Source organism: Paenarthrobacter sp. RAF54_2 (genome assembly GCF_052113945.1).
GTDB lineage: Bacteria > Actinomycetota > Actinomycetes > Actinomycetales > Micrococcaceae > Arthrobacter.
Window position 1 is genome coordinate 97,281 of sequence record NZ_JBFRDV010000004.1, and the last position, 25,327, is coordinate 122,607.

20 protein-coding genes and 1 pseudogene are annotated in these 25,327 nt (G+C 60.3%); 14 read left to right on the forward strand and 7 right to left on the reverse strand.

From position 1 onward, the window contains the following. The first annotated feature begins 50 nt into the window (after positions 1 to 50). Entirely contained in the window at positions 51 to 1,292 is a 1,242-nt protein-coding gene (locus tag AB4Y87_RS04570) for a hypothetical protein (RefSeq protein ID WP_442003249.1), read from the forward strand. A gap of 703 nt (positions 1,293 to 1,995) precedes the next feature. Here the strand turns inward: AB4Y87_RS04570 and AB4Y87_RS04575 are convergent. Genes AB4Y87_RS04575 through AB4Y87_RS04585 form a run of 3 tightly spaced genes read right to left on the reverse strand, consistent with a single transcriptional unit; the run spans position 1,996 to position 5,693 of the window. Further along, positions 1,996 to 3,318, reverse strand: a complete 1,323-nt coding sequence (locus tag AB4Y87_RS04575; protein WP_442003250.1) for an MFS transporter — start codon at positions 3,316 to 3,318, stop codon at positions 1,996 to 1,998. After that, positions 3,315 to 4,910, reverse strand: a complete 1,596-nt coding sequence (locus AB4Y87_RS04580) for an acyl-CoA synthetase (protein WP_442003251.1) — start codon at positions 4,908 to 4,910, stop codon at positions 3,315 to 3,317. Before AB4Y87_RS04580 ends, AB4Y87_RS04575 begins: the two co-directional genes overlap by 4 nt. An 18-nt stretch (positions 4,911 to 4,928) precedes the next feature. Next, positions 4,929 to 5,693, reverse strand: a complete 765-nt coding sequence (locus AB4Y87_RS04585) for an enoyl-CoA hydratase/isomerase family protein (protein WP_442003252.1) — start codon at positions 5,691 to 5,693, stop codon at positions 4,929 to 4,931. A 115-nt stretch (positions 5,694 to 5,808) separates the two neighbouring features. Between AB4Y87_RS04585 and AB4Y87_RS04590 the strand changes: the two genes are divergently transcribed. The 4 genes from AB4Y87_RS04590 to AB4Y87_RS04605 all read left to right on the forward strand — a co-directional run bounded on the left by AB4Y87_RS04590 (position 5,809) and on the right by AB4Y87_RS04605 (position 9,369). Next, a complete protein-coding gene (locus AB4Y87_RS04590) occupies positions 5,809 to 6,702 on the forward strand; it encodes a LysR substrate-binding domain-containing protein (RefSeq protein ID WP_442003253.1) in 894 nt (297 codons plus the stop codon). 133 nt (positions 6,703 to 6,835) lie between these two features. Beyond that, positions 6,836 to 7,372 carry a type IV toxin-antitoxin system AbiEi family antitoxin domain-containing protein gene (locus AB4Y87_RS04595; RefSeq protein ID WP_442003254.1) on the forward strand — a complete coding sequence of 179 codons (537 nt, stop codon included), beginning with the start codon at positions 6,836 to 6,838 and terminating at the stop codon, positions 7,370 to 7,372. A gap of 264 nt (positions 7,373 to 7,636) precedes the next feature. After that, complete coding sequence (locus AB4Y87_RS04600; RefSeq protein ID WP_442003255.1) at positions 7,637 to 8,296, forward strand: nucleotidyl transferase AbiEii/AbiGii toxin family protein; 660 nt, start codon at positions 7,637 to 7,639, stop codon at positions 8,294 to 8,296. Positions 8,297 to 8,913: 617 nt separating this feature from the next. Beyond that, positions 8,914 to 9,369, forward strand: coding sequence for a hypothetical protein (locus tag AB4Y87_RS04605; RefSeq protein ID WP_442003256.1), 456 nt, complete (start codon positions 8,914 to 8,916; stop codon positions 9,367 to 9,369). A gap of 693 nt (positions 9,370 to 10,062) precedes the next feature. On the opposite strand, the gene AB4Y87_RS04610 is transcribed toward AB4Y87_RS04605, so the two are convergent. Both AB4Y87_RS04610 and AB4Y87_RS04615 read right to left on the reverse strand, forming a co-directional pair. After that, complete coding sequence (locus AB4Y87_RS04610; protein ID WP_442003257.1) at positions 10,063 to 11,094, reverse strand: ImmA/IrrE family metallo-endopeptidase; 1,032 nt, start codon at positions 11,092 to 11,094, stop codon at positions 10,063 to 10,065. Positions 11,095 to 11,105: 11 nt separating this feature from the next. Then, entirely contained in the window at positions 11,106 to 11,585 is a 480-nt protein-coding gene (locus AB4Y87_RS04615) for a hypothetical protein (RefSeq protein ID WP_442003258.1), read from the reverse strand. 988 nt (positions 11,586 to 12,573) lie between these two features. Between AB4Y87_RS04615 and AB4Y87_RS04620 the strand changes: the two genes are divergently transcribed. Then, the gene (locus tag AB4Y87_RS04620) at positions 12,574 to 13,344 is read left to right on the forward strand and encodes a DUF4145 domain-containing protein (protein WP_442003259.1); all 771 of its coding nucleotides are present in this window, start codon (positions 12,574 to 12,576) and stop codon (positions 13,342 to 13,344) included. A 744-nt stretch (positions 13,345 to 14,088) separates the two neighbouring features. Here AB4Y87_RS04620 and AB4Y87_RS04625 read toward each other — a convergent pair. Together AB4Y87_RS04625 and AB4Y87_RS04630 are read right to left on the reverse strand one after the other, a co-directional pair. Then, complete coding sequence (locus tag AB4Y87_RS04625) at positions 14,089 to 14,946, reverse strand: DNA-processing protein DprA (RefSeq protein ID WP_442003260.1); 858 nt, start codon at positions 14,944 to 14,946, stop codon at positions 14,089 to 14,091. Continuing rightward, entirely contained in the window at positions 14,946 to 15,773 is an 828-nt protein-coding gene (locus AB4Y87_RS04630) for a hypothetical protein (protein WP_442003261.1), read from the reverse strand. Before AB4Y87_RS04630 ends, AB4Y87_RS04625 begins: the two co-directional genes overlap by 1 nt. A 600-nt stretch (positions 15,774 to 16,373) precedes the next feature. On the opposite strand from AB4Y87_RS04630, the gene AB4Y87_RS04635 reads away from it, so the two are divergent. The 8 genes and pseudogenes from AB4Y87_RS04635 (at position 16,374) to AB4Y87_RS04670 (ending at position 25,321) form a co-directional block, all read left to right on the forward strand. Next, positions 16,374 to 17,177 carry a hydroxypyruvate isomerase family protein gene (locus AB4Y87_RS04635; RefSeq protein WP_442003262.1) on the forward strand — a complete coding sequence of 268 codons (804 nt, stop codon included), beginning with the start codon at positions 16,374 to 16,376 and terminating at the stop codon, positions 17,175 to 17,177. A gap of 140 nt (positions 17,178 to 17,317) precedes the next feature. Continuing rightward, positions 17,318 to 18,199: pseudogene (locus AB4Y87_RS04640) on the forward strand (2-hydroxy-3-oxopropionate reductase); the annotation flags it as partial. Positions 18,200 to 18,330: 131 nt separating this feature from the next. Next, complete coding sequence (gene gcl, locus AB4Y87_RS04645; RefSeq protein WP_442003263.1) at positions 18,331 to 20,106, forward strand: glyoxylate carboligase; 1,776 nt, start codon at positions 18,331 to 18,333, stop codon at positions 20,104 to 20,106. 24 nt (positions 20,107 to 20,130) lie between these two features. After that, on the forward strand, positions 20,131 to 21,300 hold the full coding sequence (locus AB4Y87_RS04650; RefSeq protein WP_442003264.1) for a glycerate kinase: 1,170 nt from the start codon (positions 20,131 to 20,133) through the stop codon (positions 21,298 to 21,300). After that, positions 21,293 to 22,642: an allantoinase AllB gene (allB, locus tag AB4Y87_RS04655; RefSeq protein WP_442003265.1), complete on the forward strand. Its 1,350-nt coding sequence runs from the start codon at positions 21,293 to 21,295 to the stop codon at positions 22,640 to 22,642. Before AB4Y87_RS04650 ends, allB begins: the two co-directional genes overlap by 8 nt. A gap of 10 nt (positions 22,643 to 22,652) precedes the next feature. Further along, complete coding sequence (locus AB4Y87_RS04660) at positions 22,653 to 23,420, forward strand: winged helix-turn-helix domain-containing protein (RefSeq protein WP_442003266.1); 768 nt, start codon at positions 22,653 to 22,655, stop codon at positions 23,418 to 23,420. Between the two features lie 81 nt (positions 23,421 to 23,501). After that, positions 23,502 to 23,972 (forward strand): thioredoxin-dependent thiol peroxidase, encoded by a 471-nt coding sequence (gene bcp, locus AB4Y87_RS04665; protein WP_442003267.1) that lies wholly within the window; start codon positions 23,502 to 23,504, stop codon positions 23,970 to 23,972. A gap of 179 nt (positions 23,973 to 24,151) precedes the next feature. Then, positions 24,152 to 25,321, forward strand: a complete 1,170-nt coding sequence (locus AB4Y87_RS04670) for a PP2C family protein-serine/threonine phosphatase (RefSeq protein ID WP_442003268.1) — start codon at positions 24,152 to 24,154, stop codon at positions 25,319 to 25,321. Positions 25,322 to 25,327: the final 6 nt, after the last annotated feature.

A 25,327-nucleotide genomic window follows, 5' to 3' on the forward strand; every position in this document is an offset into this window, starting at 1 on the left:
TCAGAAAGTGGACTTCCACTTGGGTAGTATTGATAACGGCAGGGGGCTGTTTGCTTTCGATTGGTCCGGCAGCGGCCGACGAATTAGAGCCGGGAATTTTGTTAGACTTAAAACAAACTTCTCATTTCACCGATCTAAACAAGAAGAAGATCGATATCGTCTCCGATGACGCCGATGAAGGTGAGCGAGTAGTCCTGGGCGCAACCAGACATAAATCGCCCGTCAAGATTGTCATCCAAAAAGCTCCCCCAATGGGTCCGGCAGCTACAGGCGGAGGTTCCATGGCTGGCATCAACGGGAAACCCAAACTGGGCGACGACCGTCAGCTCAGTGACGCACCTGAGGTTGAAGTCGAGACTCTAAGCGCATCGGAACTCAAATTTGACACCTCGACTATGAAGCCCGTCTCGGCTTGGGCTGTAACTCCGACTACCGCTAGCCTTGCATGGGAGACGCCGAACGAGGCGACCAAGTCAGAGGTCTATCTCAATGGCAAGTTCTTCCAGTACGTGAGCCGAGGAAAGTTTTCCACTAACAACTTGACACCATTGACAGACTACACATTCACTGTGGTGACACCTGTTGACATCGGCGGCAGTGGCGAAGAATCGCGCAAGACCTTCACACTTAGAACGCTCTCGAAGGATGGCCAAGCAGTTACGCCGATGACTTACCAGGCATATGGGACAGCTTTTCAATACAAAACATTCATCCCGCCAGCGAGAGTCAATGCTTCTATGTGCAACTATGCCGATTCACGTTACACATTTGGAGGCGACAACCGCGGGTTCCGGTCTCCCCCGATAAACGCACCATACGATTCTCCTGATTACCGGACAATGATGTGGGCAAATGTGAACTGGCAAAATCCTGACGGTGAGAAACTCGTTCTTGCGAAGAACGTTGGAAAAAGCGTGACATACAAGAACAATCAAGTTGTCGCCACATCATACGCCAGCACTTCAAACATGCTCTTCCAAAACGGCCAGTCCGCTGGTTCATACGCGCAGGTCAGATTTAAGCACGACGCCTCCAACCCGCACTGCAAGCTCTGGGATGTCAACTACGGGGGCTCAATCTCCTACAGCGTAATCGTACGGTTCTATCGTTCCGGACTAGTCGAGGTGGTCGGCAACAGGCAGCAGGCGCCAGCACATGAAGGTTGGGCGAGGTTCAATACCACGGCAGGCACTGAGCAATGGTTGAATGTGTTCCAACTCGGCAACACGGGCTTCCACTGCCTAGTCGGCCTTTGCGGCACCCAGACCATCAACTACGCCCGTTCGTACTAGTCGAGCCTAGTGACGGCGATGGTTAAGGTGGATACGGGCAAAGAGCAGGTCAACTTGCTGTCCTTCTTGGGTGCTGTGATCATTGGGACTTTTCTCGGTGCACTAGTAGTCGTCACCGGTTCCTCCGCTTCACGGGGGTCATCCACGAGTGGGCAGGAAGTCCTAACCGCAGTTGCTGTCGCGGGATTCCAAGGTTCGATAGTTGCCCTTGTTGCCGCAGTTCTGATTTGGTTTCCGGCCTACAGATTTATTTCTGGAAGGCTGCGGTTGGCGCTGCAACTCCCTGTGATGATGGCTTGCGGCGCGGCAACGGCCGTTCCGGTCGCGATCGCCGATGCTGCCTTAAACCTAAATCCAGGTTTCACTGGCATATGGGCTGTCTACACCTTTTTTGCTGGAATCTGGAGCGCATCCGTGGCTTGGCTCCTTGTCACTGTCATGTCTCTTGGTAGCAACAAACTTCACTACGCAAGGTGGGTCGGGTTCGTCGTCCTTGCAGCCGGCGCATTTGTAAATGTTCTCCGTGCCGTGGCGGGGAACTCGTGGGTCTGAGAAGCCTGAGCGTTTCGCCCATGCAAACCCCGCCTGTTGAGCACCACAGAATTACTGAAGCCTAATCCACGAAGTTGGCCTTGGCAGTATGTGCAAAAGCCCCCACCGTCAGTCAGCAAACTGAGCGGCAGGGGCCTTCGCCCATGAAGACCTACAAAACCGTCGTCCGCGAAAGCGACAGATCCTTCGTCTCGCGGAAGAACAGAACAACAACCACGGCCGACACGAAAGCCATACCCATCAAGTAGAAGGCGGGAGCGAGCGGCGTCCCGAAGCCCGCTACGAGCCCGGTAGCAACGAACGGCGCGGTCCCGCCGAACAGCACGTATGCCAGCGTGTACCCAATCGCGGAACCCGAGGCACGCACGGACGAAGGGAACATCTCCACCAAAGCCGGCACATTGGACGTACCGATCACGGCGACCAAGGCGCCTAAGATGCTCGTGCCCAGGATTGCGAAACCAAGTCCCAGTGGCATGATCGAGAAGGCCGGAATCGTCATGACGACGAATCCCACACACGCCACCAGCAGCATCCGTTTGCGTCCGTAGCGGTCACTGGCACGCGCCGCCAGAGGGCAGACCGCCGTGTACACGAGCATCGTAATCACACTCGTGATCATCGACTCCGTACTGGAGTAATGAAGGCTTGAGGTCATGTACGCAATCATGTAGCTGCTCATCAGGTAGTAAGCGATGGCGTTTGTGATGCTGTATCCGAAGAGCGTGAAGATCTGCCGGGCGCAGAGACGAATTGCATCACCCAGCGGCTTCTTAGCCACGTTGCCCTTCTTCTCCAAACCACGGAAAACGGGGGTGTCGTCCACTCTGGACCGAATGTACAAACCGATCAGACCCAGCGGCGCAGCGAGAAGGAATGGGATGCGCCAGCCCCAAGCTTGAAGGGCGGCGGTGCTCAAGGTCGCGGTGATGGCTGCTCCCAGCAGCGCACCCGCTACGGAAGCCAGACCAACAGTGGCCGGGATTATGCTGGCGTAGGTCGCGCGCTTACCTTCCGGGGCGTATTCCACTATGAACGCCGACGACCCCGTGTACTCACCACCAGTTGTGAAGCCCTGCACAGCGCGAAACAGGAACAGCAGGATCGGAGCCCACACACCGATCACCGCAAACGTCGGCAGGATGCCAATGCAGAACGTCGCCGCGCTCATGATCACCACGCACAGGCCGAGCATCTTGTTCCGCCCAATCCGGTCACCGTAGCGTCCAAAGAAAGCCGCCCCGAGCGGCCTCGCGATGAAGCCGCCGGCGAAGATCGCCCACACGGCCAGAAGTGACGCCGTCGTGGAGTAATCGGGGAAGAAGAGCTTGGCGATGGTGACGGACATGACTGCATAAGCCGCGGAGTCGAACCATTCGACGAAATTTCCGACGGCGGCTGCCGCGGCGACGCGTTTCAGGCTGCGCCGGGGGGAAGACTCAGTTTCAGCAACTTTCTCGGTCATCGTATTCATGATTGTTGTCCTTCGAGGTGGGGAGAGGCTACAACGTGTGGGAGTTCGCGGAGCTGGGCCCGCTGGACTTTTCCGGTGGCCGACTTCGGCAACGCGGTGACGTATTCAATGAATCGCGGGTAAGCGAAGCGGGAGAAGTTCTTCTTCACGTGCGCCACGATGGTTTCGCTCAGTTCCGCTCCCCCAGAGTGACCGGGCATCAGTTCGATCCAGGCCTTGATGGACTGGCCGCGGAGCTCGTCGGGCACGCCTGTGACGGACACGTCCCGCACGGGATCGAGTTCGCGAATGACTGCCTCCAGCTCATAGGGCCCCACCCGGTAGCCGGACGTTTTGATGACGTCGTCGGTCCTCCCCAGGAACCAGAAATAGCCGTCGTCGTCTGCGTAGGCTTGGTCCTTGGTGTGGTACCAGCCGCCCCCGAATGCGCTGGCGGACGCCTCCGGCATGTTCCAGTATCCCAAGGGAAATTGGGGGTTGGAGCGTGCCCGGAGGCAGATCTCGCCGGTCTCACCGACGGGGACTTCCTGCTCGTTTTCGTCCAGCAGGCGGACCTCCCATCCAGGAAGTGGACGGCCCATCGAGCCGGGCTTCACCGGCACATCTGGGTAGTTGCCCAACAGCGGGTAGGACTCCGTGGAACCGTAATAATCCAGCAGCGTCACCCGGTACTGCGTTTCGAACCACGCGATCAGGTCCGGCGTCAGCGGCTCATTGGACGAGCAAACCGTCCGCAGGGACAGCGGGAAGCGTGTACCGGCGTCGGGCACTTCCTCGCGCATCTTCCGCAGAAATGTCGGGTTGACCAGAGCGCTGGTGACGCCGTGGCGACTCATGCTGTCCAGCAGGGCTGCGGGGTCGAAGCCGCCGTTGGGCCGGAAAACCAAGTGTGTTGCGCCTAGCCGGAGCGGTCCCATGAGCTTGGCCAGCGACCATGCCCAATCACCCGCACCGTAGAAAACATCGCCGTCGCCGATCTGGTGGCAGTACTCGAACTCGTTGTGGCCCAGGAGGGTCCGGTGGGCGTGGACGATTCCCTTCGCCCGGCCGGTGGTGCCCGAGGTGTAGAAGATCAGGGCGGGGTCGTTGGCTTTGGTTTCGACGTCCTGGAATTCTGCTTCGGCGGCCGCGATGTCTGGGCTGTCGATGTCGATGAACGTGCCTTCGTAATCCTTGAACAGGTGCTTCGCAGACTCCTCGGCGATGATCACTGACGCGCCGCTGTCCTCCAACCGGAACCGGATGGGCTCCGCGGCCCAGAGCAAGGACATCGTGACCAGGACGGCACCGGTCCGGAGCACACCGAGGTACGCCGCCGGGGTGTCGGAACGCTGCGGCAGCAGGACGGCGACGCGGTCGCCCTTCTTGATGCCGGCTTTTTGCACGATGGCGGCGATCTGCCGGGAACGGTCCTGGATTTCGCCCCAGCTCACCTCGCGTTGGCCCTCGACGGCGGACTCCAGGATGAGCGCGCGCTTGTCCCTTGGGTGACGGTCGGCGACGTCGACGGCCATGTTGTAGAGCTCTGGAACCTCCCAGCGCTGACTGTTCCGCAATTCGGTGTAGCGGTCTTGGGTTGCTGTAGTTGTCATGGTTTTTATCCCGTCCTTTCAGCGGCGGCCGGCAAGGAATCGGGCCATTTCGCGCTGCGGTTCCCCGGTGCCGTAGGCCTCGCGATGGACACGCTTGGCTTCTGCCATGGCGTCGCTGAGGTCGTCGTCTTCCAAGCTGCGCAGGCGGTTCTTGGTCAAGCGAACGGCGCCCGGGGGAAGGAGGCTCAAACGCGCGGCGAGATCCTTTGCGTAGCCCAGCACGCCGCCGTCGTCCGACAAGTAGTTTAGGAGGCCCAGACGCTGAGCTTCGGCAGCATCCACGAGTTCGCCGGTGAGGACGAACTGGGACGTCTTGGACTTGCCGAGGATGCTCCACATGGCCCAGATGCCGGTGATGCTGGGGATGCCGGAGAGGACTTCGGGCTGGCCCATGCGGACTTTGGAGTCGCCGACGCGGAGATCGGCGAGGAGCGAATACTGGAACCCGGAGCCGGCGGCGACTCCGTTGACCGCCGCGATCGTGATCTGGTCGAGGTCGCGGACGGCGCGGTAGAGGCGGTCGAAGCCGTCGATCCAGGCTTCCGCCGACTCGTGATCCTCAGGGTTCATGGAGGCGGTCTCGGCCAGGTCCTGTCCGGCGCAGAACGCCCGGCCGCTGCCAGTGAGGATCACCGTGCGGACCTCGTCGTTGCCTTTGAGGCCTTCGAGGTAGTCGATGAGTTCGCTGCGCATGGCTTCGGTCCAGGCGTTGAGCTTGTCCGGGCGGTTGAGGGTGATGATGGCGGTGGGGCCGGTTTGTTCGAAGAGGACGTCATGGGACATTGGGGAGTTTCCTTTGGTTCGTGGGGGCTTCTTGAGTCCCATCTGATCACCGGCGGATGTGACACGTCTAACATCAATATCTACTCGTCCTGATACCAAACTGATATGGTGCGGCATGGACTTCCACCATCTCAAGTACTTTGTGGTGCTCTCTGAGGAGCTTCATTTCGGCCGGGCAGCGCAGCGTCTGCACATGGCCCAGCCGCCGCTTTCGCAGCGGATCAAGGACCTGGAGAAAGAACTCGGGGTGGAGCTGTTTCATCGGCGGCGCACTGGCGTGGAGCTGTCTGAGGCGGGCGCATTGTTGCTGGAGCATGCGCGCGGTGTCTTGGATCACATGGCCATGGCGCAGGAATCGATGCGGCGGATCCGGCCTGGAGCGTCAGGCATCCTCCAAGCGGCGGTCCCGCCGGATACGAATCCCGTGGCGCTGTCCACGATGGTTTCTTCGTTTAGCTCGCTTGCCCCTGATGTTCTGTTGAACCTCCACGAGCTCACCACCGTTGAGCAAGTGGAGCGACTGCGCGACGGCGAACTGGACGTTGCGGTGGTCCGTCACCCTTTGAGCAGCGTAGGTTTCGAGTCGGGACCGGTGTTTTCCCGGGGCCTGGGGGTGGTGCTGAATGCTTCGCATCCACTGGCCTCTTTGGATTCTGTACGGCTGGGCGACCTGCCCGGGAATCCGTTGATCATCTTCCCGCGGCACATGGCCCCTACGTTGTACGACTCGTTCCTCCATACGTGCCGGGATTTTGGGTATCTTCCTGCAGCTATCGTTCATGCCCGGAACCAGCACTTCACGCACGGGCTGATCATGGCCGGCCGGGGCGTGCACTTCAATGAGGAGCCGTGGACTCCCTTGCCTCCGGGGATTGTGTGGCGGCCATTGGTGGGTGACCCGCTGGCTTGGCGGACTTCGGCGCTGTGGTTGAAGAGCCGGCGATCAGCGGAGACGGATGCTTTTGTTGCGGCTGTTGGGTCGGGGTTGGGGGCGGGCGGGCACGGGTAAATGGACTGCTTTTGCAGCTGATCACTGATCCCAGCGGTGCGATGTCAAAACAATACCGCGTTCGGTATAGTTCTGACCTTTCCAACCACGCCGTGGGATGGCAAAACAATACCGTTTGCGGTAGATTTTTGACATGAGAAAAACCTATCGAGACGTACTGCGTGGGATCGCCTACGACAACCATGGCTATGTCACCACCGCAGATGCAGTGAGCGTCGGCGTGCCCGCCGTGGAATTGCCAAAGCTCACAGCCCGCGGCGGCCTCGATCACGTCGGATACGGCCTCTACCGTATGACCGACATTCCTCCGACGGACGATGATCAGTTCGCCGAAGCGACCTTGCGCGCAGGAGACGATGCCTACCTCCGCGGAGAATCCGTCCTCGCCTTCCTCGGCCTGGGGGACGTGAATCCTACGAAGATCACCGTGGGCACCGGTCGTCGTGTCCGCCGTGCAATGCCCGCCTATATGAAGGTCACCCAGGCGCGGGGCGGAACGAAGGTAACACGCTACCGCGGGATCCGCGCCCAGCAGCTCAGCGAGGCTCTCCTCGAATGTCTGGGCCGGGTCCCCAGCACGCGACTGCGAGAGGCGGCAGTCAAGGCCCGCGCTGAGGGACTGCTGACTACGGCTGAGTGGAACCGTGTGCGCAAGGAGCTCGCCGCATGAGCTATGACACCCCGCCTCGTAACCTCGCCGCTCTTAACCAGAGAATGAAGAACTTAGAGGTAGACGAAAACCTCACCCTTCGCCGGAGGACGACGATGGCTTTGGTCGTGATCGGACAAATGCTTCCCGAGGGTGCGGTGAAAGGTGGCAGTGCGATGGCGCTGCGATACGGCTCCAGTACAAGTTCACCCGCGACCTTGACGCCGCCCGCGCAGGAGGCCTGCCGACATTCCGCGCCGACTTCGAGGAGCGCCTTCGGGAAGGATGGGGGGTTTTACTGGACGCCTGGCCGAGCGAAAAGCACCGAAACCCAAGGGAATTCCCTCGTCGTACGTGATGAAGCCATTCGATGTGAAGCTCGACTACGAGGGGAAGCCGTGGTGCACAGCGCCCTTCGAACTCGGTCACAACGAGATCGGTGATGCTGACGATCCTGAGTTCGCTCTGGCGCCCAGCATCAGCGAAATGTTCACCTCTGCGGGCCTCCCCGCACCAGATCCAGTGGCGGTAATGCCCGCAGACCACCAGATCGCCCAGAAAATACACGCGTCCACCGTGTCCGGTAGCGACCGCGCCCGAGACCTCGTAGACCTGCAACTCCTAGGCGCCCGCGAGCAGCTTGACTTAGCGATGGTCCGGGCCACTTGTGTTCGTCTTTTCGACTACCGAAAGGCTCATGTCTGGCCTCCCGCAGTTGTAGAGGGCGCGGACTGGCTGACCCTGTACGCGGAGGCCGCCGAGGGCCTTGATGTCGTACCTGATGTCGCTCCCGCCATCGAGTGGCTGAACAAGTTCATCGCCCGGATTGACCAAGCCTCGCCAAACGATCGTCACACTCTGAAGTTGAGTGATACCCGCCGAGCCGCAGGGACTCCGCCTCAATTTTCTACGCTCGGGCCACCCTCCCTCCAATCGGTTTGCTAGGGCGAAGGTCGGTGTTTGCGAAGGGCATGGCAAATTGGACAGGTGAGCTCCCCTACCTAGCCAGCCGTCGATGCCGTCCCAAGGACCCGCGTACATCGGGATCAGGTCCACGAAGTCGGCAGGTACCCATATTGGAGGAGGTAGATGCTGACTAGCATCGCCGGGATCCCGAACGCCGCAGCGTAAATCCAGGTCAGTATGGCTGCGACACGTACTTTCGGCATGGCCTTCTTCGTTTCGGCCCGTCGCGAAGATTCGAATCCACCCCCAGTGGAGCCGGTCAAACGAGTGTGGAGGCGAGCATTCCTCAGCGGAAGTGGCCAGCGATTTCGATCCGAGAAACACTCAAAGCTCTAAAGGATGCGTGCAGATATCGCGTTCTGACCGGTTCACTGGGGGCAGGAAATCCTTTGCGTCCACTGAGTGATGTTGCCGTCCATGATCTCGACCGGCAATGACTCCTCAGCTCTTAGCAGAGGCTCATCTTGTCTATTTGCCCTCGCGCCAGGTCATCCCGAACCACGTCCACGACCATGGCGCATCCATCCAAGACGCGTTACAGACGCAACCGCCGCAAGCGTTCACTGCGCCAGTAAGTATGCCCTAGAGTGCTGTGAATGAGAACAGTCCAGATAAGTATCGAAGTGCGGTCTTCTGAAGTGGCCGTTGCGACATCAGCCCTTGAAGAAACCGGTTTCACAGTGCGTCTCGGCTTTGACGATTTTTCAACAGCGACGGAAACCACTGCTCTCATACTGGAAATCGCCTTTCCGCTGGCAGGAGCCGATGACGCTGAGGTGGACCAGCAAGCGTTCGCAATGCGCGATGAAGCCCTGAAGGACGCGGGCATCGAGTTCCAACACCTCGGCAGCGCGATTCTCGGCCCGTCGCTTTCCACTTTCACGGTTCGCGAACGACGAGAGCCTGAGCACGGGCAGCCCTGGCTCAAGATTCAAGCGCAGGATTGGGAGCACTTCGAAGCCATGTGGGAACTTCTTGGCCACGGAGAATTTGACGGCGACAAGTATGAAGTCTCGGTCGTGGGGCTCGCAGCTGGTGACCCGCGACCTTAGTTCGGCAGGCGTGAGCCGAGTTAATGGCTACGATTCCCTGGCATTAGGACTCGTTGACGCTCATCCGAGGCTGTATTTCCCTGCGAACCAGCAGAAGCCCGTTTAGGATGGGTAGCGTTTCCAGGCGGGCTTCGGTACTGACCCGGCACTCTTCGAATGCCAGAATGCGTGACCACGCAGTAGTCTGACAGATTGAAATGTGCGGCGGCAGATGAAGCGAGAGCGCATCCGTCACAACAGGGCTACGTGCCCTTCAGCATTCAAGAGATGGAACCTGCTTCGCACCCGACCACGAAGAACCAACCCGGGCGGCCCGGAGATTCACGAATGAATGGAACAACAAATCGCCTATTCTTTTTTGGAATGCCCCCATAGAACAGCGGCGTAAAAATTCTTGACGGCAGAAGGGTCACATTGAAACGTTGCGAGTCGGCTTGCCCGCCCGCCTCAGAGGAGCGACAGAACCACGGCCGGGGCTCAGGCTTTCAGTTAAGTTGCATCGATCGAGCTGGGAGATGTTAAGACAGCTGTGCCGAAATCGGTTTTGCATAATATTCGCTTTGAATCAAACGCACTGACATGAACGGAAGGGCTGAGATTCAGTATAACTATGCGCTGCTGCCAAACTGGCCTCATGAAAAACGGCCCCGCAAAATGTGCACAACATGACCCTTAACTGATTACATTAGGGATCTAGGCTGCTACGGGAATGAGTCCTCGAACAAACTCTCGAATATCTTCTGGATTTAGATCTAAATCTAACGCAGCCTCGCGGACATTTACTTTGAGGCCAGAGCCAAACATGACTTTCCGTAGCAGTTGAGAGCTCTCTGGTGTAATTCCGCCAGGCTCCGAGGATCGATAGCCTTGCTCGGATAAGGTTACGCAGTGACTCCGATACTGCCAGTCGCTGAGGAGGCTGAGCTCGTGCAACCGATGAGTGAGTGCCATCGCAGAGACTTTCCAAAATGAGCGAGCGGCTAGGATACGGTCCAGACTTGCGCCCCGCATAGATTGCGACAACACCGCAGTGCGAGGCATCAGGAAACTCGCGGCGAAGGAATTCGCTTCGGATTCACGCTCTTTGGAGGTACTCGGATCCATATCTTGTTCGCTATGTAGTACAAGGTGACCAAGCTCGTGAGCTGCGTCAAAGCGCTGACGTTCCGCAGACCGAGAGGTGTTCAGGAAGACGTAGGGTTTGCTGTCTCGAATGAAACAGAATGCGTCGATATCCGTGTAGTCGTGGCTTAGAGCGGCAACACGAACCCCTTTCGACTCCAAGAGATGAACCATGTTGACGATGGGTCGGTCTCCTAGCGACCACCTCTGACGTACCAATTCGGCTGCTTGCTGGGGGGCGAGCTTATCTAACGTCGGCGCGTCTGCTGTGGGCAGCTTGAACCTGGATTCTAGAACGCCGAAAAATTCGACCGCAAGGCTTGCATTGGCCAAGACCGCGTCGCGCCGCGTCGCTGTAGTTTTGCTCAACTTACGGAAGCTCGCAGCCTCTACGGGTATAACTTCCGATGTATCCCGATCAAAGAATGCCGACGGCACAAATAAAGCCTTGGCCAGTTTCTGCAGGTTCTCATCGTTTGGTGCGAGCTTGCCATTTTCATAATTAGTCAGGGAGCGCAGCGATACGCCACTCTGTTCAGCAAGTTTAGTTAATGTGAGCGCTTTTCGTTGGCGAGCTAGCCTTAACCGTGTTGGGTTGAACATGCAGGATAACCTTAGAGCGGCTCGACGGAGACTGTGATGCTCCCGTCGTCATCTGGTGTGTTAAAGATGGACAGGTCGCCATCCAAATCTAGGAATGCAATAGCAATCCTATCTCCCCAACCATTTACGATGCCACCCGGTGTCATCCCGCCTGGGCGCGACAACTCAAGACGAAGTCCCCGAGGCGTCCGCTCATGAAGCAAAAACCATAGCGGCGCCGAACGGGCTGACGCTTCCAAATCCAGTTGTTGCTGAACATCTTGCTCACCAAACAGCATTGGGTCCTGCTGTTTCGGCTTGGCGAGCGAGTTGCGGGTGGCTTTCCCCTTGCGGCCAGTCCTAGGCTTTTGCCGGACACTGTCGAACCCGACGTGCTTCCCTGCAGCTACGGTAATTGCAAGCACCCCCTGTGGATGGAGGAGGCGTGGCTGCTGATCCACGTAGACAAGGGACCAGCCGTCTTCCGACAGAAGCTGGTGGAGTTGCTCCATGCCATCGTTGTAGATATCGATACCCGGCGTAGAGCTTAGGGCCTTTGAGGACCTGTTGACTGCACGGCTCAGGCCGGGCCCCAAGGCATTGTGAACGAGCTCAGTACTGAGGCCAAAGTCCTGAAGGCGCCGCGCGTCATCCCAAGAACGTGAAGCTATAGAAGTCACGGCCACAATCTGTCTCCCTTTTCGATGTTGCGTGCAATCGTACCTCATTTGTGGTGAAATAACGCGCAACGTCGCAGGCCATATGTCCCCGGGCTGAAGCAACTTTGTTTCCGAGCCGGCCACTTGCAACAGCCATACCGCCTCGTATCGGTGTCGCACAGAGGAAGCACGCCGTAAATCCTGAGGTCCTCTAGATGAGGCAATCGGTGTGAGAGGCCGTTTGATACCACTACTATGCGAAGCCGACCCCGATGTCATTTTCGGAAACTAGCTGCACCGATAATTAGTGCTGTCTGGGGAGAAGTGCAGATGGGGTAAGGTCCCCTTTGCTCCCGGCCTTCCCACCAGGTCGCGGGATCGTCGTTAGTGGCACCTACATTCCAGGCAACGCCTTGCGGGTTGGCTCGTCCCGCCTGAAACGGCTAGACGGTCAGTTTGGCTCACAACAACAGGGACTACATACCTGGCCTCGCCAGCTCTGGCCATTTGCGCTTGGTAAGCAATAATTCTGAGCCGACGTACGTTGCGTCAGACTCTTCGCCAACGGCCGCTAAAGCAGTCCACTGAGCGGTTAGATCTTTGAGTACCGGTGAAAACACAGGTGTGTCAGATGAGCTTGCCTCGGACTTTGGCGTTTCTGAACTCTGACGGGCCAGTTTTGCGGGCGGTTCTGACGGGAGCTGCCAAGGCGGAGCGGCGAGCCTTTTGGGAAGCGAAGCTAGATCGCTCGTAGGGTCCGGACGAGGACCGGCTTAAGGACACAGATCCAGACAATTCTGAAACCTCGGGCAAAGTCAGCCTGTCGGCATATACTCCGCATATGCCTGTTGATGCCGCGCTTTCTGAACTCGCCAAGCCTATCGAGGGGGGCCAGCCATGGCCTCGCCCCGCCTGTCCGAAGTGCCAGACGGGTTACATCGGCTTTTCATCGCCCGTCGAAGATGAAGATCACGATTCAGCCGAGGTCCGTGACCACCCCGCATTCGATCCGGAGTGGATATCCGGCACGTTCGTCGTCCGCGGGCAGTGTGAGAATCCGAAGTGCCGGCAAGCGGTGCATGGCACGGGGGACTACAGCGTGGATTACTCCCAAAAAACCAACCAAGACGACTTCGAGTTCACGGGTCCCTCCTACTCCCCTTACTACACCGTGACGCACTTGCACCCGCCGATGCTGATAATGCCGATCCCTGTGTCAGCGCCTAGTGAAGTGCGGGAAGGTGTTCTGCGCGCGTCTCGTGTAATGTTCGCTGATCCCGGCTTAGCCGCAACCGCTCTCCGCGCCACGGTGGAGTGCTTCTTGACCGCTGAGGGCATCCCCGTGACCCATAGCACCGGAAAGTTTCGAAAGGCTCACGAACGAATTGAAGAATGGCGGCGCGCCGACCCGGGCCGCCCGTCGGTCGCGGATCTTTTCTTCGCAGTTAAGTGGCTAGGTAACGCCGGGACTCACGAAGACTCAGACCTAACCACCATGGAGGTGTTGGACGGCGCCAGAGTGCTCGACGAGGCATTCCACCGTCTCTTTACGGGGCCAGATATTGAGGCGCATGCGCGGTCCATCAACGCAGCAAGGGGCCCGAAACGTTGAGCCGTGACAGTTGCTGGCACGACCAATAGGTTCGGTCGCGGGCACGGACATACTCCGAATCTCGGTTTTCGACTACTCACGGGGTTAACCGCTCAGACAGAAAGGTTGTCTCGCCAGCGTGTTCGTCCAAGGGTGCCCGTTGGTCAAGGCTCTCGAAGTCCCAGACCTATACCGCCGAACTTCGGTGTTTTCATCTCCTGCCTCCCCGACGTCGAAGATGCCTGGGGATAGCCCGCAAATGGCAAAAACAAGTTCTGGTTATCGCCGTGTAGAGATCTTCGCAACACAGTTGCAGACAGTGCCCATTGTTTGTCAATTGTTCGCTACGCCACCAAGTCCTGGGGCCCTCTTTCGTGGCCACATGATGTGCCATGTCGCTGAATCTGCCGACACACCCATCTAGATTCCCTCGACCAGAGGCTCCGCGGTTCTTGGGATCCCGAATTCACAAATATCCCAGAAGAATCCGACAAAGGCGAGCAACCGCAGCGCAGACGACTCCTGAAAAATGATCCCAGGGAAAGTCTCGTGCCGAGAATTGCCGGATCAATGACTAGCGGGTCCGCAGCGTCTAGTCCAAATCTGCTGCCGACCATGATCAAGCGCGGGTTGCACTGCACGCAGACCCGGAGCTGGTACTCGACCAGCGCTATGTTCTGAGGCGCAGGTGGAACCAAGATAAATGCCCACATTCTTGGGGCTGAGTTCGAGTCCGCATAGACGAGTCCTCGATTGCAGCCCAAGCTAAAAAAGCTTCTCCGCAACGGGCTCGGGTCGTTGGGTAGGGAGCTCACGCAATACAAACCTGAGGTCTGTGACAGAGTGGACAGGACGTGCTCCCTGACTCAGCAATTTTGAATTTCCGGCTGGTGTCGAGTCACCGAAATCGAGGACAAGTACCGGACGCCCGAGCTTCATCGCTCCCTCGCCAGCGGCCAAGGTTCCTCCTCGCTCCCCGGCCTCGATTACAACCAAGGCCCGTGCGAGCCCATATATAATGCCGTTTCGAGCCATCGCCGAAAAGGCCTTCCAAGGCTGCGATGGAGGGAACTGCGAGATAACCAGGGTGCGCTTCCAGTCGAAATGATTCCTAAAGTCCTGTTTAATTCTGAAGTGATCCAGCCCCTCTGCCAGGACTATGACGGTTGCACCGGCGGAGTCAAGGGCAGCAAGGTGCGTGGCTGTGTCCACTCCCTTGGCATATCCCGAAACCACAACCATGGAGTTGCGCGCAACTTCTACTCCGCAGGACCGCGCTGCTTTCATCCCGAGCTCCGTGACATTGCGGGAGCCGCACATACCAATGCTCGGCCTATGAAAGAGCTCACTGTTTCCTTTATAGAAGAGTATTGGCGCGATGGGTTTGCCATGAGCTACCAGGGAACGCGGGTAATCCGCGTCCCCGAAAATGACCACTCGAATGCCGTCCTCAGCCAGCCGGCGCGCCGTATGTTCCAAGTCCGCACGCCGCTCGGCATCCAAATGGGAGCTAGCCTGCACGATTGCTGACCGGCCGCCGTCTTGGAGGGCTTTCGTGATACGGCCTGGCGACCCAAGGACGGTAAATGCCGCTAGGGCTATCGTCAGTGACTGTATGGACATTAGTTCCTCAATGTACGCACAGCGGCCAAGGCAAGAACAGAGGAGGCACCGCCACGTCTCGCCGCCAGGGCCGCTCCCGATATGCTGGCCCCAGTTCGATACACATCGTCTATGACTATAACCGTACCTCTCATGGTTCCATTTATATCGAAGGCCTCTGACAAATCTTGATTCACGCCCCCCTTCTGTTGAGGTCTCGGACCCGCAGCTCGTTGGCCGACGTAGATCTTGCCGGCCTGCCCGGCGACATCCTGCGCGAGGCGTTCCGCAAAGCTCTGTCCGTCAGCTGCGCTGCCCGGTGGAGAGGTAATGACAGGCGCTGCGGCGTACAGGGGGTGAATCTGGATGAACTGGGAAAGTCGACGCAGCAATTCCGCACGCTTGGCACGGGAAGTAGTTCCGGAGGGGTAGGTTGCGTATTTGGTGAAGTGAATGCATTGCGCCATTGGAGTGTCTGTCCACAGCCGAGGCTCCACACCCTCCGCCACGTGCTTATACCAGTCGAGGGCAACGCTAAAATCGACGCCTACAGGAGCAGGGATCGATACCACATCCTTCAATAGATAGACCAGTTCACGCAGCCCACTGGGATGGCCAGCCGCAAAATAGATGCTGTGACTGACCGTTGTCCGAAGATCCCCCGGTACATCAACCAAATGCCCCGAGGAACCAAAACAGGCCATTATTTGGTCGACCGCTGCCTGTGGACAACACAGGTCCAAGAAATTCTCCGATGCCGAACCGTCTGCTAACTCCCGCTTCCAAGCCGACTCAATTTTCCCTCCTCTATCGTCGCCGGTGTATGCGGACAACCAGAACTTCGACAAGACGTCCCCCTTCTGACCGCGCCGCGACCTTGGGGCATGCGACCTATTAGCCAATAGTGCCACCACCTTCCTTGCCACCAGAAGCCCGGCGAGCGAAAGCACGCAGCCGACCGTTCACAATCGAGGTTAAAGGCAGAGCCGGTACTCCGATATACACGGCGGCAGGTGGCTTCTCTTGACTGCCGCAGACAACACCACAAATGATGGACACTTTCTGTGCTTCCGAGCATCGCGAAATAAGTAGAAAGCGCCGCAGTTGTAGCGGCTGCCGCATCTTGGGTTCGTAGATGATCCTGAGTAAGCGCCTCTGCTCCAGAGCGTCGAAAGCCACAGTCGAATCTCATCTTCCGTTCGCGGATTCCCGTGTGGCGCTGTCGCCCCTCCAAAATATGACCTTTTCACAAGAGGCCGAGAGCCTGGCGCATTGGTATCCCAAACCCCTTCCTCCTTACCCGCCCCCTTGACTCGCACCCTCACCTTCCCTAGACTTTTCATAAAGCAGAATCTAAATTCCACAAAGCGGAAACTGAAGGCAAGCAGCGAGGCAGCAGCCAAGCAACCCGGAAGATAGATCAAAGCCCCTCCTCGGAAGGACCTACGATGACGTACACAGTGAACTGCTCCATCCTCCTGACGGAGCTGCCCTTGCTCGAGCGCCCCGCCGCCGCGAAGGCAGCCGGTTTTGACGCCGTCGAGTTCTGGTGGCCCTTCGAGACCTCCGTTCCCAGCGACGCACAAGTAACCGAGTTTGAAACCGCCATCAAGGACGCCGGCGTTCAGCTCACGGGCTTGAACTTCAACGCCGGCAACATGCCCGGCGGCGACCGCGGCCTGGTTTCCTGGCCGGCCCGCTCCACCGAATTCCAGGACAACATCGACGTTGTCGCCGGCATCGGTGAGCGCCTCGGCTGCAAGGCCTTCAATGCCCTTTACGGCAACCGCATCGAGGGCGAATCGGCCGAGAAGCAGGACGCCATTGGTGCCGAAAACCTCGCAACCGCAGCAGCCGGCGTCGCGCGTATCGGCGGAACTGTCCTCCTCGAACCGGTCAGCGGCGCACCCAAGTACCCGCTCCTCACCGCCGAAGACGCGCTCAAGGTCATCGCCCGCGTCAAAGCAGAATCCGGCGCACAGAACATCAAGCTCCTCGCCGACTTCTACCACCTGGCTGTCAACGGCGACGACGTCGAATCCGTCATCGAGAACCACGCGAAGGACTTCGGCCACATCCAGATCGCCGACAACCCCGGCCGCGGCGCCCCCGGAACGGGCACCCTCCCCCTCGGTGAATGGATCGCCCGCAGCCGCGAACTCGGCTACGACGGTTACATCGGCCTCGAGTACAAGGAACCGCAGGAATCAGCCTTCAGCTGGGCCATCCGCCAGCGCGCCAACTCCAACTAAGCACCGCGCACCCAACTAAGTAGCAGATCAGGGCGTTCTGAGAGCTGAGAACGACGCGAACTGCGACCTAGTTGGGTAAGCACACCCGGGTTAAAACACCCGAGCAATAGACACACACAGACTTCCCCAGAAAGAGAACCCCAATGAGCAACGTTGCAGTCATCGGACTCGGAATCATGGGCCTCCCCATGGCCATCAACCTCGTCAAGGCCGGCCACACGGTCACCGGTTTCAACCGCAGCCAGGACAAGATCGACAAGCTCGTCTCCGAGGGCGGCCAGGGTGCCACGAGCATCGCGGACGCAGTCAAGGACGCCGACGTCGTCATCACCATGGTGCCGGACTCCCCCGATGTTGAGGGTGTAGTCAGCGGCAAAGAGGGCGTCTTCGCCAACGCCAAGAAGGGCGCACTCTGGATCGACGCATCCAGCATCCGCCCGGACGTCGCCAAGCGCCTCTCCGACGACGCAGTAGCAGCAGGCATCCGCCCGCTCGACGCTCCCGTATCCGGCGGCGAGCAGGGCGCCATCGACGCCGTCCTGTCCATCATGGTCGGCGGCGAAGCAGCAGACTTCGAGGCAGCACAGGATGTCCTCAACGCAGTGGGCAAGACCATCGTCCACGTCGGCCCGTCCGGCTCCGGCCAGACCGTCAAGGCTGCAAACCAGCTGATCGTGGCCGTCAACATCCAGGTTCTCGGCGAGGCCATCGCCTTCCTTGAGGCCTACGGCGTAGACACCGACGCAGCACTGAAGGTCCTCGGCGGCGGCTTGGCAGGCTCCAAGGTCCTGGACCAGAAGGGTCAGAAGATGCTCGACCGCAACTTCGACCCCGGCTTCCGCCTGGCCCTCCACCACAAGGACCTCGGCATCGTCACCTCCGCAGCCCGCGAAGCCAACGTCGCTGTCCCGCTCGGCGCAGTCGTCGCCCAGCTCGTCGCCGCAACCGTCAACCAGGGCGACGGCGGCCTCGACCACTCGGGCCTCTTCAAGCAGGTCCTCCAGCTCAGCGGCCGCAACTAGCAGCCCGGCGCTAAGGCGCCAATAAAACACAGCAGGGAACCCGCCGTCGTACTTAAACGACGGCGGCTCCCTCACCACATCCAAAAACACCACAGACTTCGCCCGTCAGGGCAAAAAACAAGGAGTACACCATGGCTAAGATGCGCACCGTTGATGCGGCAGTCGCCATCCTGGAAAAGGAAGGCGCCACCGAGGCTTTCGGCCTGCCAGGCGCAGCGATCAACCCCTTCTATTCCGCAATGCGTGCCCACGGCGGCATCCGCCACACGCTGGCCCGTCACGTTGAAGGCGCCAGCCACATGGCTGACGGTTACAGCCGCGCAGCTGATGGCAACATCGGCATCTGCATCGGCACGTCGGGCCCCGCAGGCACGGACATGATCACTGGCCTGTACGCAGCCCAGGCCGATTCGATCCCCATGCTCTGCATCACCGGCCAGGCACCGGTTGCCAAGCTGCACAAGGAAGACTTCCAGGCCGTGGACATTGAGTCCATCGCCAAGCCGTTGACCAAGTTCGCCATGACCATCCTGGAGCCGGGTCAGGTTCCCGGCGCGTTCCAGAAGGCTTTCCAGCTGATGCGCTCGGGTCGTCCGGGCCCGGTCCTGCTGGACCTGCCCATCGACGTTCAGATGGCCGAGATCGAGTTCGACATCGACGCCTACGAGCCCCTGCCGGTGGAGAAGCCCAAGGCTTCCCGCAAGCAGCTCGAAAAGGCCCTGGACATGCTGACCTCGGCCCAGCACCCGCTGATCGTTGCCGGTGGCGGCATCATCAACGCCGGCGCTTCGGCTCAGCTGGTTGAGCTGGCCGAGATCCTGAACGTTCCTGTTATCCCCACGCTGATGGGCTGGGGCGCCATCCCGGACGACCACCAGCTGATGGCCGGCATGGTTGGCCTGCAGACCTCGCACCGCTACGGCAACGAGACGTTTCTGCAGAGCGACTTCGTGATCGGCATCGGCAACCGCTGGGCCAACCGCCACACCGGCGGCCTGGACACCTACACGGCCGGCCGTAAGTTCGTGCACATCGACATTGAGCCGACGCAGATCGGTCGCGTTTTCTCCCCCGACTTGGGCATTGCGTCCGACGCCGGTGCGGCGCTGGACGGACTGTTGGAACTGGCACGCGAGCGTAAAGCCGCAAACGAACTGCCGGACTACTCGGGTTGGGTTGCTGAATGCCAGGAGCGCAAGGGTTCCCTGCACCGCAAGACCAATTTCGACAACGTGCCGATCAAGCCGCAGCGCGTGTACCAGGAGATGAACAAGGCCTTCGGCCGCGACACCACGTACGTGTCCACCATTGGCTTGTCGCAGATCGCCGGCGCACAGATGCTGCACGTGTTCGGTGCCCGCAAGTGGGTCAACGCAGGCCAGGCCGGCCCGCTGGGTTGGACCGCTCCCGCCGCTTTGGGCGTTGTTCGTGGAACCCCGGATGCCACCGTTGTTGCCCTGTCCGGTGACTACGACTTCCAGTTCATGATCGAGGAACTGGCCGTGGGCGCACAGTTCAACCTGCCGTACATCCACGTTGTGGTGAACAACAGCTACCTGGGCCTGATCCGTCAGTCGCAGCGCGGCTTCAACATGGAACAGAACGTTTCCCTGGCCTTCGAGAACATCAACTCCCCGGAAACAAACGGCTACGGCGTGGACCACATCAAGGTTGCCGAGGGTCTGGGCTGCAAGGCCATCCGCGTTGAGGACCCGAACGATCTGCCTGCCGCTTTCGACAAAGCCAAGGCACTGATGGGCGAGTTCAAGGTTCCCGTGGTTGTTGAAGTGATCCTGGAAAAGATCACCAACATCTCCATGGGCGTTGAGATCAACGGCGTGAACGAGTTCGAAGAGTTGGCAGAGTCCGCGGCGGACGCACCTACCGCGATCCTGACCAAAGCTTAGAGAAAACAGTAAGGAGGCACCGGAATGCGTGTTGTCATCGCCCCGGACAAATTCAAGGGCTCGCTGTCCGCACCGGACGTAGCCAAGCACCTGGCAACAGGACTCTTGGCGGGGTTCGGTTCGAAAGGCTTTGAGGCAACACGCATTCCGGTAGCCGACGGCGGCGAAGGAACCATCGACGCCGCCATCGGCTCCGGCTTCACCCGCCGGACCACCACCGTCACCGGCCCGCTGGGCGAACCGGTACAGGCAGACTTTGCAGTGCGGGACCAGGAAGCAGTCATCGAAATGGCGGCTGCTTCCGGCCTCGCGCTCCTCCCCGACGGCCCCACGTCTGAAACGGCACGTAAAGCCACCAGCATCGGCACGGGCGAACTCATCCGCGCCGCGTTGGACCTCGGCTGCCGCAAGATCATCCTGGGTGTGGGCGGCAGCGCCAACACCGACGCCGGCGCGGGAGTCCTGCAGGGCCTCGGCGCCGTCTTCTTGGACAAGAACGGCAACAAGCTCCCCGGAGGCGGCGCGGCCCTCGCGGACATCGACACAATCGACTTCTCCAACTTCGACGTCCGCATCGAGGCAACGGAGTTCGTCTTGGCGTCCGACGTCGACAATCCCCTTCTGGGGACAAGCGGAGCCCCAGCCATCTTCGGTCCGCAGAAGGGCGCGACGCCGGACGACGTCGCCGAACTGGACGCCGCAATACAACACTTCGTCGACATCCTCGCAGCCACAACCGGTCAGCAGGCCAAGCACGCCGCGAAGGCACCTGGCGCAGGTGCGGCCGGCGGCGTTGGCTACATTGCCATAGCGGCACTGAAGGCTGAGCGGCGGCCGGGTATCGACGTCGTGCTTGAATTCACTGACCTTGAACAGAGACTGAAGGGCGCCGATCTGGTGATCACCGGAGAAGGCAGCCTGGACGAACAAAGCCTGCTCGGCAAGACCCCCATGGGCGTCTCGCGCGCAGCGCAGAGGGCCGGGGTTCCCGTGATCGCAGTGTGCGGCCGGAGTACCCTGAGCCGGGAACAACTGACAGATGCCGGCTTCCATACGGTCCACGCACTGACAGATCTGGAAAAAGACGTCCAAAAATGTATCGCTGAAGCAGGTCCGTTGCTTGAACAATTAGGTAAGCACATAGGCGTGTACCTGGCGGAACGGACCGAAAACAAGGAGTACCTCAATGTCTGAAGCAATCGGCGCCTATGACCTCGTTATCCGGGGACAGCGCATCCTGACCACCGCCGGCCTCGCAGCCCGCGAAGTTGGCATCCGCGACGGCATCATCGTCGCAATCGAACCCCTGGGCAACGGCCTGACGGGCAACGAGGTCATCGAACTCGCGGACGACGAAACCCTCATCCCCGGTCTGGTGGACACGCACGTCCACGTCAACGAGCCCGGCCGCACCGAGTGGGAAGGCTTCGCCTCCGCCACCCGCGCCGCAGCAGCCGGTGGCGTGACCACCATCATCGACATGCCGCTGAACAGCATCCCGCCCACCACCACCGTGGACGGCCTCGAGCAGAAGCGCGTTGTCGCCAAGGACCAGGCGTTCGTGGACGTCGGATTCTGGGGCGGCGCCATCCCGGGCAACAAGAAGGACCTCCGCCCGCTGCACGACGAAGGCGTTTTCGGCTTCAAGTGCTTCCTCCTGCACTCCGGCGTGGACGAGTTCCCGCACTTGGACGCGGATGAGATGGAAGAGGACATGGCCGAGCTCAAGTCCTTCGACTCCCTCATGATCGTGCACGCCGAGGACTCCCACGCGATCGACCGCGCCCCGCACCCCGGGGGCGACCACTACGAAACCTTCCTCGCCTCCCGCCCGCGCGGCGCTGAGAACAAGGCCATCGCCGAGGTCATCGAACGTGCCCGCTGGACCGGCGCCCGCGCCCACATCCTGCACCTCTCCTCCTCCGACGCACTGCCGATGATCGCCTCAGCAAAGCGCGACGGCGTCCACCTCACCGTTGAGACGTGCCCGCACTATCTGACGCTCATGGCCGAAGAGATCCCCGACGGCGCCACGGCCTACAAGTGCTGCCCGCCCATCCGCGAGGCCTCCAACCGCGAGCTCCTGTGGAAGGGCCTGCAGGAGGGCACCATCGACTGCATCGTCTCGGACCACTCCCCCTCCACACTGGATCTGAAGGACCTGGAGAACGGCGACTTCGCAGTAGCCTGGGGCGGCGTTTCGTCGCTGCAGCTGGGCCTGTCCCTGATCTGGACCGAAGCCCGCCACCGCGGCATCCCGCTGGAACAGGTCGTCTCCTGGATGGCCGAGAAGCCCGCCGCCTTGGCCCGCCTGCACACCAAGGGCCAGCTCGCCCTGGGCTACGACGCCGACTTCTCCATCTTCGCGCCGGACGAGGCCTTCGTTGTGGACGTCACCAAGCTCAAGCACAAGAACCCGATCACGCCGTACGACGGCCGTCCGCTGGCCGGCGTCGTTCGCAAGACGTACCTGCGCGGCACCGCGATCGACGGCCAGAACCCCGGCGGCAAGCTGCTCCGCCGCGGCAACGTTTAGGTCAACCGTCATGGCAGTCAGTGCCTACGGGCCCCCGCCCATGCGTCCGCTCAGGGGCGTTCCGGGCCGGCGCCCCGGAGTCAGCGCGCGGGGCCTCGCCCTCTGGGTCAACCCGGCCGAGGGCGACGAGATGGATCCAGCAGTCTGGGAACGGGCGGCACGCCTTGTGCTGGCCCGTGCCATGAAACTTGCCCCGGAGGCGGAAGTCCGCATCTGGCCCGCCATCGGGGCAGAACACTCCGGTGTCGGCGATACTTCCTGGGGCGGCCCTCCGCAGGAAGCCGCCGACGCCGGTACCCACCCTTCCCTGTCACTCGCCGATGCTCTCGCTGACGGAAATTCCCCCTCCAACGGACGAATCACCTCCATACGCGAGGGTGATAAGTCCGTTGGCGGGGGCCAGACCACAAGCGGCGGCAGCACCGCCGTCGAACCCGTCATGTTGGCCGGGCGTCGTAGTCAACTTGCAATCGACCTCGCCGCTGAAGTAGTGCTGCTCGACGGGGAGCCGGTTGCCTTTACTGGCATGGAATACAAGCTGCTGCGCTACCTCGTGGTGAACTGCTCGCGGGCCATCAGTCGTGAAGAATTGCAACGTTTTCTGGAGTCATTTGACCTCCCCGGCGCGGCATTTCGCTCCATTGACGTTTATGTTGGAAGGGTGCGGCGGAAGCTCGGAAGCGCCCGCCACACTGTCGCCACCGTTCGTGGTGGCGGCTATCAGTTCGTGCCAGGGCCTTATGCCACAGTGCGCGGACCTGCGGAATACAGCATCTGACTTCGCTGTTCTGTCTTTAGACAATCCGTTTTCTTGAATGACCAATGCCGGCTGCAAGCCGGTGAAACGCAAAGGATCGCCATGACCCAGAAACTCCTCGTCGGAACGCAAGCACCTGACTTCGCGCTGCTCGACGCCGACGGCACCAAGGTCTCGCTGTCCGATTACCGCGGACGCAACGTCATTGTGTACTTCTACCCCAAAGCAGCCACCCCCGGCTGCACCACCGAGGCCTGCGATTTCCGCGACAACCTCGCAAGCCTGCAGGGCAACGGTTACGACGTCATCGGGATCTCCCCTGACGCCCCCGAGGCCCTCGCCAAGTTCACTGGTGAATTTGCGCTGACCTTCCCGTTGCTCTCCGATGAGGACCACGCCGTGGCCCTCGCCTACGGCGCCTGGGGCGAGAAGCTTGTTGACGGCGAGATCGTCGAAGGCCTGGTCCGCTCCACCGTTGTGCTCGACGGCGAAGGTACCGTCAAGCTCACCCAGTACCAGGTCAGCGCCCAAGGCCACGTCCAGGCTTTGAAGGAAGAGCTGTTGGGCGTCTAACCCTCTCTCACATCCTGCGGCTTTTCCGGCGGATCCTCTCTCACATCCTGAGGCTTTAAGGGAATTCCTCTCGCACATAACTGCACAATTTTTGTAACGCCCGCCCACTATTGTGAGCGGGCGTTACACGTCTCTTTACTAAACGTGACAAAAGGCCCGCGGCAGTAGTTAATGGAGCCATGGTCTCAACCGCGTCCCCTCGCCATGCTGTAGTCGTAGAAGATGACGCCGATATCCGTGGCCTCCTCGTTTTGGTTCTTGAGCAGCTCGATTTTGTGGTGACGGAAGCGCCCGACGGTCTTTCCGGCGTCGAGGCCGTCCGCAACACCAACGCCGAACTGGTAACGCTGGATATCAACCTCCCGGACATCGACGGCATGGAAGTTTGCCGGCGGCTGCGGGAGTTCTCGGACGCCTACATCTTGATGCTCACCGCCCGTGCCGACGAGATTGACCGGCTCAACGGTTTGGACACCGGAGCGGATGATTACGTCAACAAGCCGTTCAGCCCCAAGGAACTGCAGGCCCGCATCCGTGCACTTTTCCGCCGGGCCCGAACACCCGCTGCACCCGCCGAGGACACCCGCCAGACTGACGAACTCGCCCGCGCTGCGGTTGTGCAGACGAGCCTCCTCCCGCAGGAAACTGTCCGGCTGAAGGATTACGACGTCGCTGGAGCCTTCCGCCCATCGCGCAGCGTGGGTGGGGACTTCTACGACTGGTACCAGACCAGTGATGGCATGCACCTGACGTTCGCCGACGCCATGGGCAAGGGCATGGGCGCGGCCTTGATAGCTGCCACCGTCCGCGCCGTGATGCGGTCGGTGGCGGACACCCCGGGAATTGCTGATGCTTTCGAGTCCGCCAGCGCCACCCTCACCGCCGATCTGGACCAGTCGGGGTCCTTCGTGACCATGTTCCACGCGCGTCTGGACAGTGCTTCGGGCAAGCTCAGCTATATCGACGCCGGTCATGGACTTGGCCTGCACGTTCCCGCTGAGGGGGCGGCACGGAGGCTGGTTTCCGCCGGGCCACCTGTCGGGATCATGGACGGGCAGCAATGGCCGGCCGCGGAACTGCAGCTGGAGCCGGGCGATTCGCTGGTGATCGTCAGCGACGGTGTGCTCGACGCACATGATTCCCTGGAAGATTTCGTGAGGAACGTAGAGAAGGCAGCGCGGAGCGGGGGCACCTCGGACGAGGTCTGTGCTGCCCTGCTCGAGCTGGCACCGGCGGACACAGCGGAAGATGACGTGACCGCCGTCGTGGTTCACCGCCAGCGCGAGGTTGGCCGTGATGCTGGCCCGGGAGGCACCAACAGCGGAGTAGCTCAGACCATCCAGTACTAGCCACAA

Coding starts and splice junctions, on each gene's coding strand:
- AB4Y87_RS04650 (WP_442003264.1), top strand. CDS start 20,131: ATGCGTGTTGTCATCGCCCCGGACAAATTCAAGGGCTCGCTGTCCGCA.
- AB4Y87_RS04605 (WP_442003256.1), top strand. CDS start 8,914: ATGAGAACAGTCCAGATAAGTATCGAAGTGCGGTCTTCTGAAGTGGCC.
- AB4Y87_RS04580 (WP_442003251.1), bottom strand. CDS start 4,910: ATGACAACTACAGCAACCCAAGACCGCTACACCGAATTGCGGAACAGT.
- AB4Y87_RS04635 (WP_442003262.1), top strand. CDS start 16,374: ATGACGTACACAGTGAACTGCTCCATCCTCCTGACGGAGCTGCCCTTG.
- AB4Y87_RS04595 (WP_442003254.1), top strand. CDS start 6,836: ATGAGAAAAACCTATCGAGACGTACTGCGTGGGATCGCCTACGACAAC.
- AB4Y87_RS04590 (WP_442003253.1), top strand. CDS start 5,809: ATGGACTTCCACCATCTCAAGTACTTTGTGGTGCTCTCTGAGGAGCTT.
- AB4Y87_RS04625 (WP_442003260.1), bottom strand. CDS start 14,946: ATGTCCATACAGTCACTGACGATAGCCCTAGCGGCATTTACCGTCCTT.
- AB4Y87_RS04575 (WP_442003250.1), bottom strand. CDS start 3,318: ATGAATACGATGACCGAGAAAGTTGCTGAAACTGAGTCTTCCCCCCGG.
- AB4Y87_RS04610 (WP_442003257.1), bottom strand. CDS start 11,094: ATGTTCAACCCAACACGGTTAAGGCTAGCTCGCCAACGAAAAGCGCTC.
- bcp (WP_442003267.1), top strand. CDS start 23,502: ATGACCCAGAAACTCCTCGTCGGAACGCAAGCACCTGACTTCGCGCTG.
- AB4Y87_RS04620 (WP_442003259.1), top strand. CDS start 12,574: ATGCCTGTTGATGCCGCGCTTTCTGAACTCGCCAAGCCTATCGAGGGG.
- AB4Y87_RS04600 (WP_442003255.1), top strand. CDS start 7,637: ATGGGGGGTTTTACTGGACGCCTGGCCGAGCGAAAAGCACCGAAACCC.
- AB4Y87_RS04660 (WP_442003266.1), top strand. CDS start 22,653: ATGGCAGTCAGTGCCTACGGGCCCCCGCCCATGCGTCCGCTCAGGGGC.
- allB (WP_442003265.1), top strand. CDS start 21,293: ATGTCTGAAGCAATCGGCGCCTATGACCTCGTTATCCGGGGACAGCGC.
- gcl (WP_442003263.1), top strand. CDS start 18,331: ATGGCTAAGATGCGCACCGTTGATGCGGCAGTCGCCATCCTGGAAAAG.
- AB4Y87_RS04615 (WP_442003258.1), bottom strand. CDS start 11,585: ATGGAGCAACTCCACCAGCTTCTGTCGGAAGACGGCTGGTCCCTTGTC.
- AB4Y87_RS04585 (WP_442003252.1), bottom strand. CDS start 5,693: ATGTCCCATGACGTCCTCTTCGAACAAACCGGCCCCACCGCCATCATC.
- AB4Y87_RS04670 (WP_442003268.1), top strand. CDS start 24,152: ATGGTCTCAACCGCGTCCCCTCGCCATGCTGTAGTCGTAGAAGATGAC.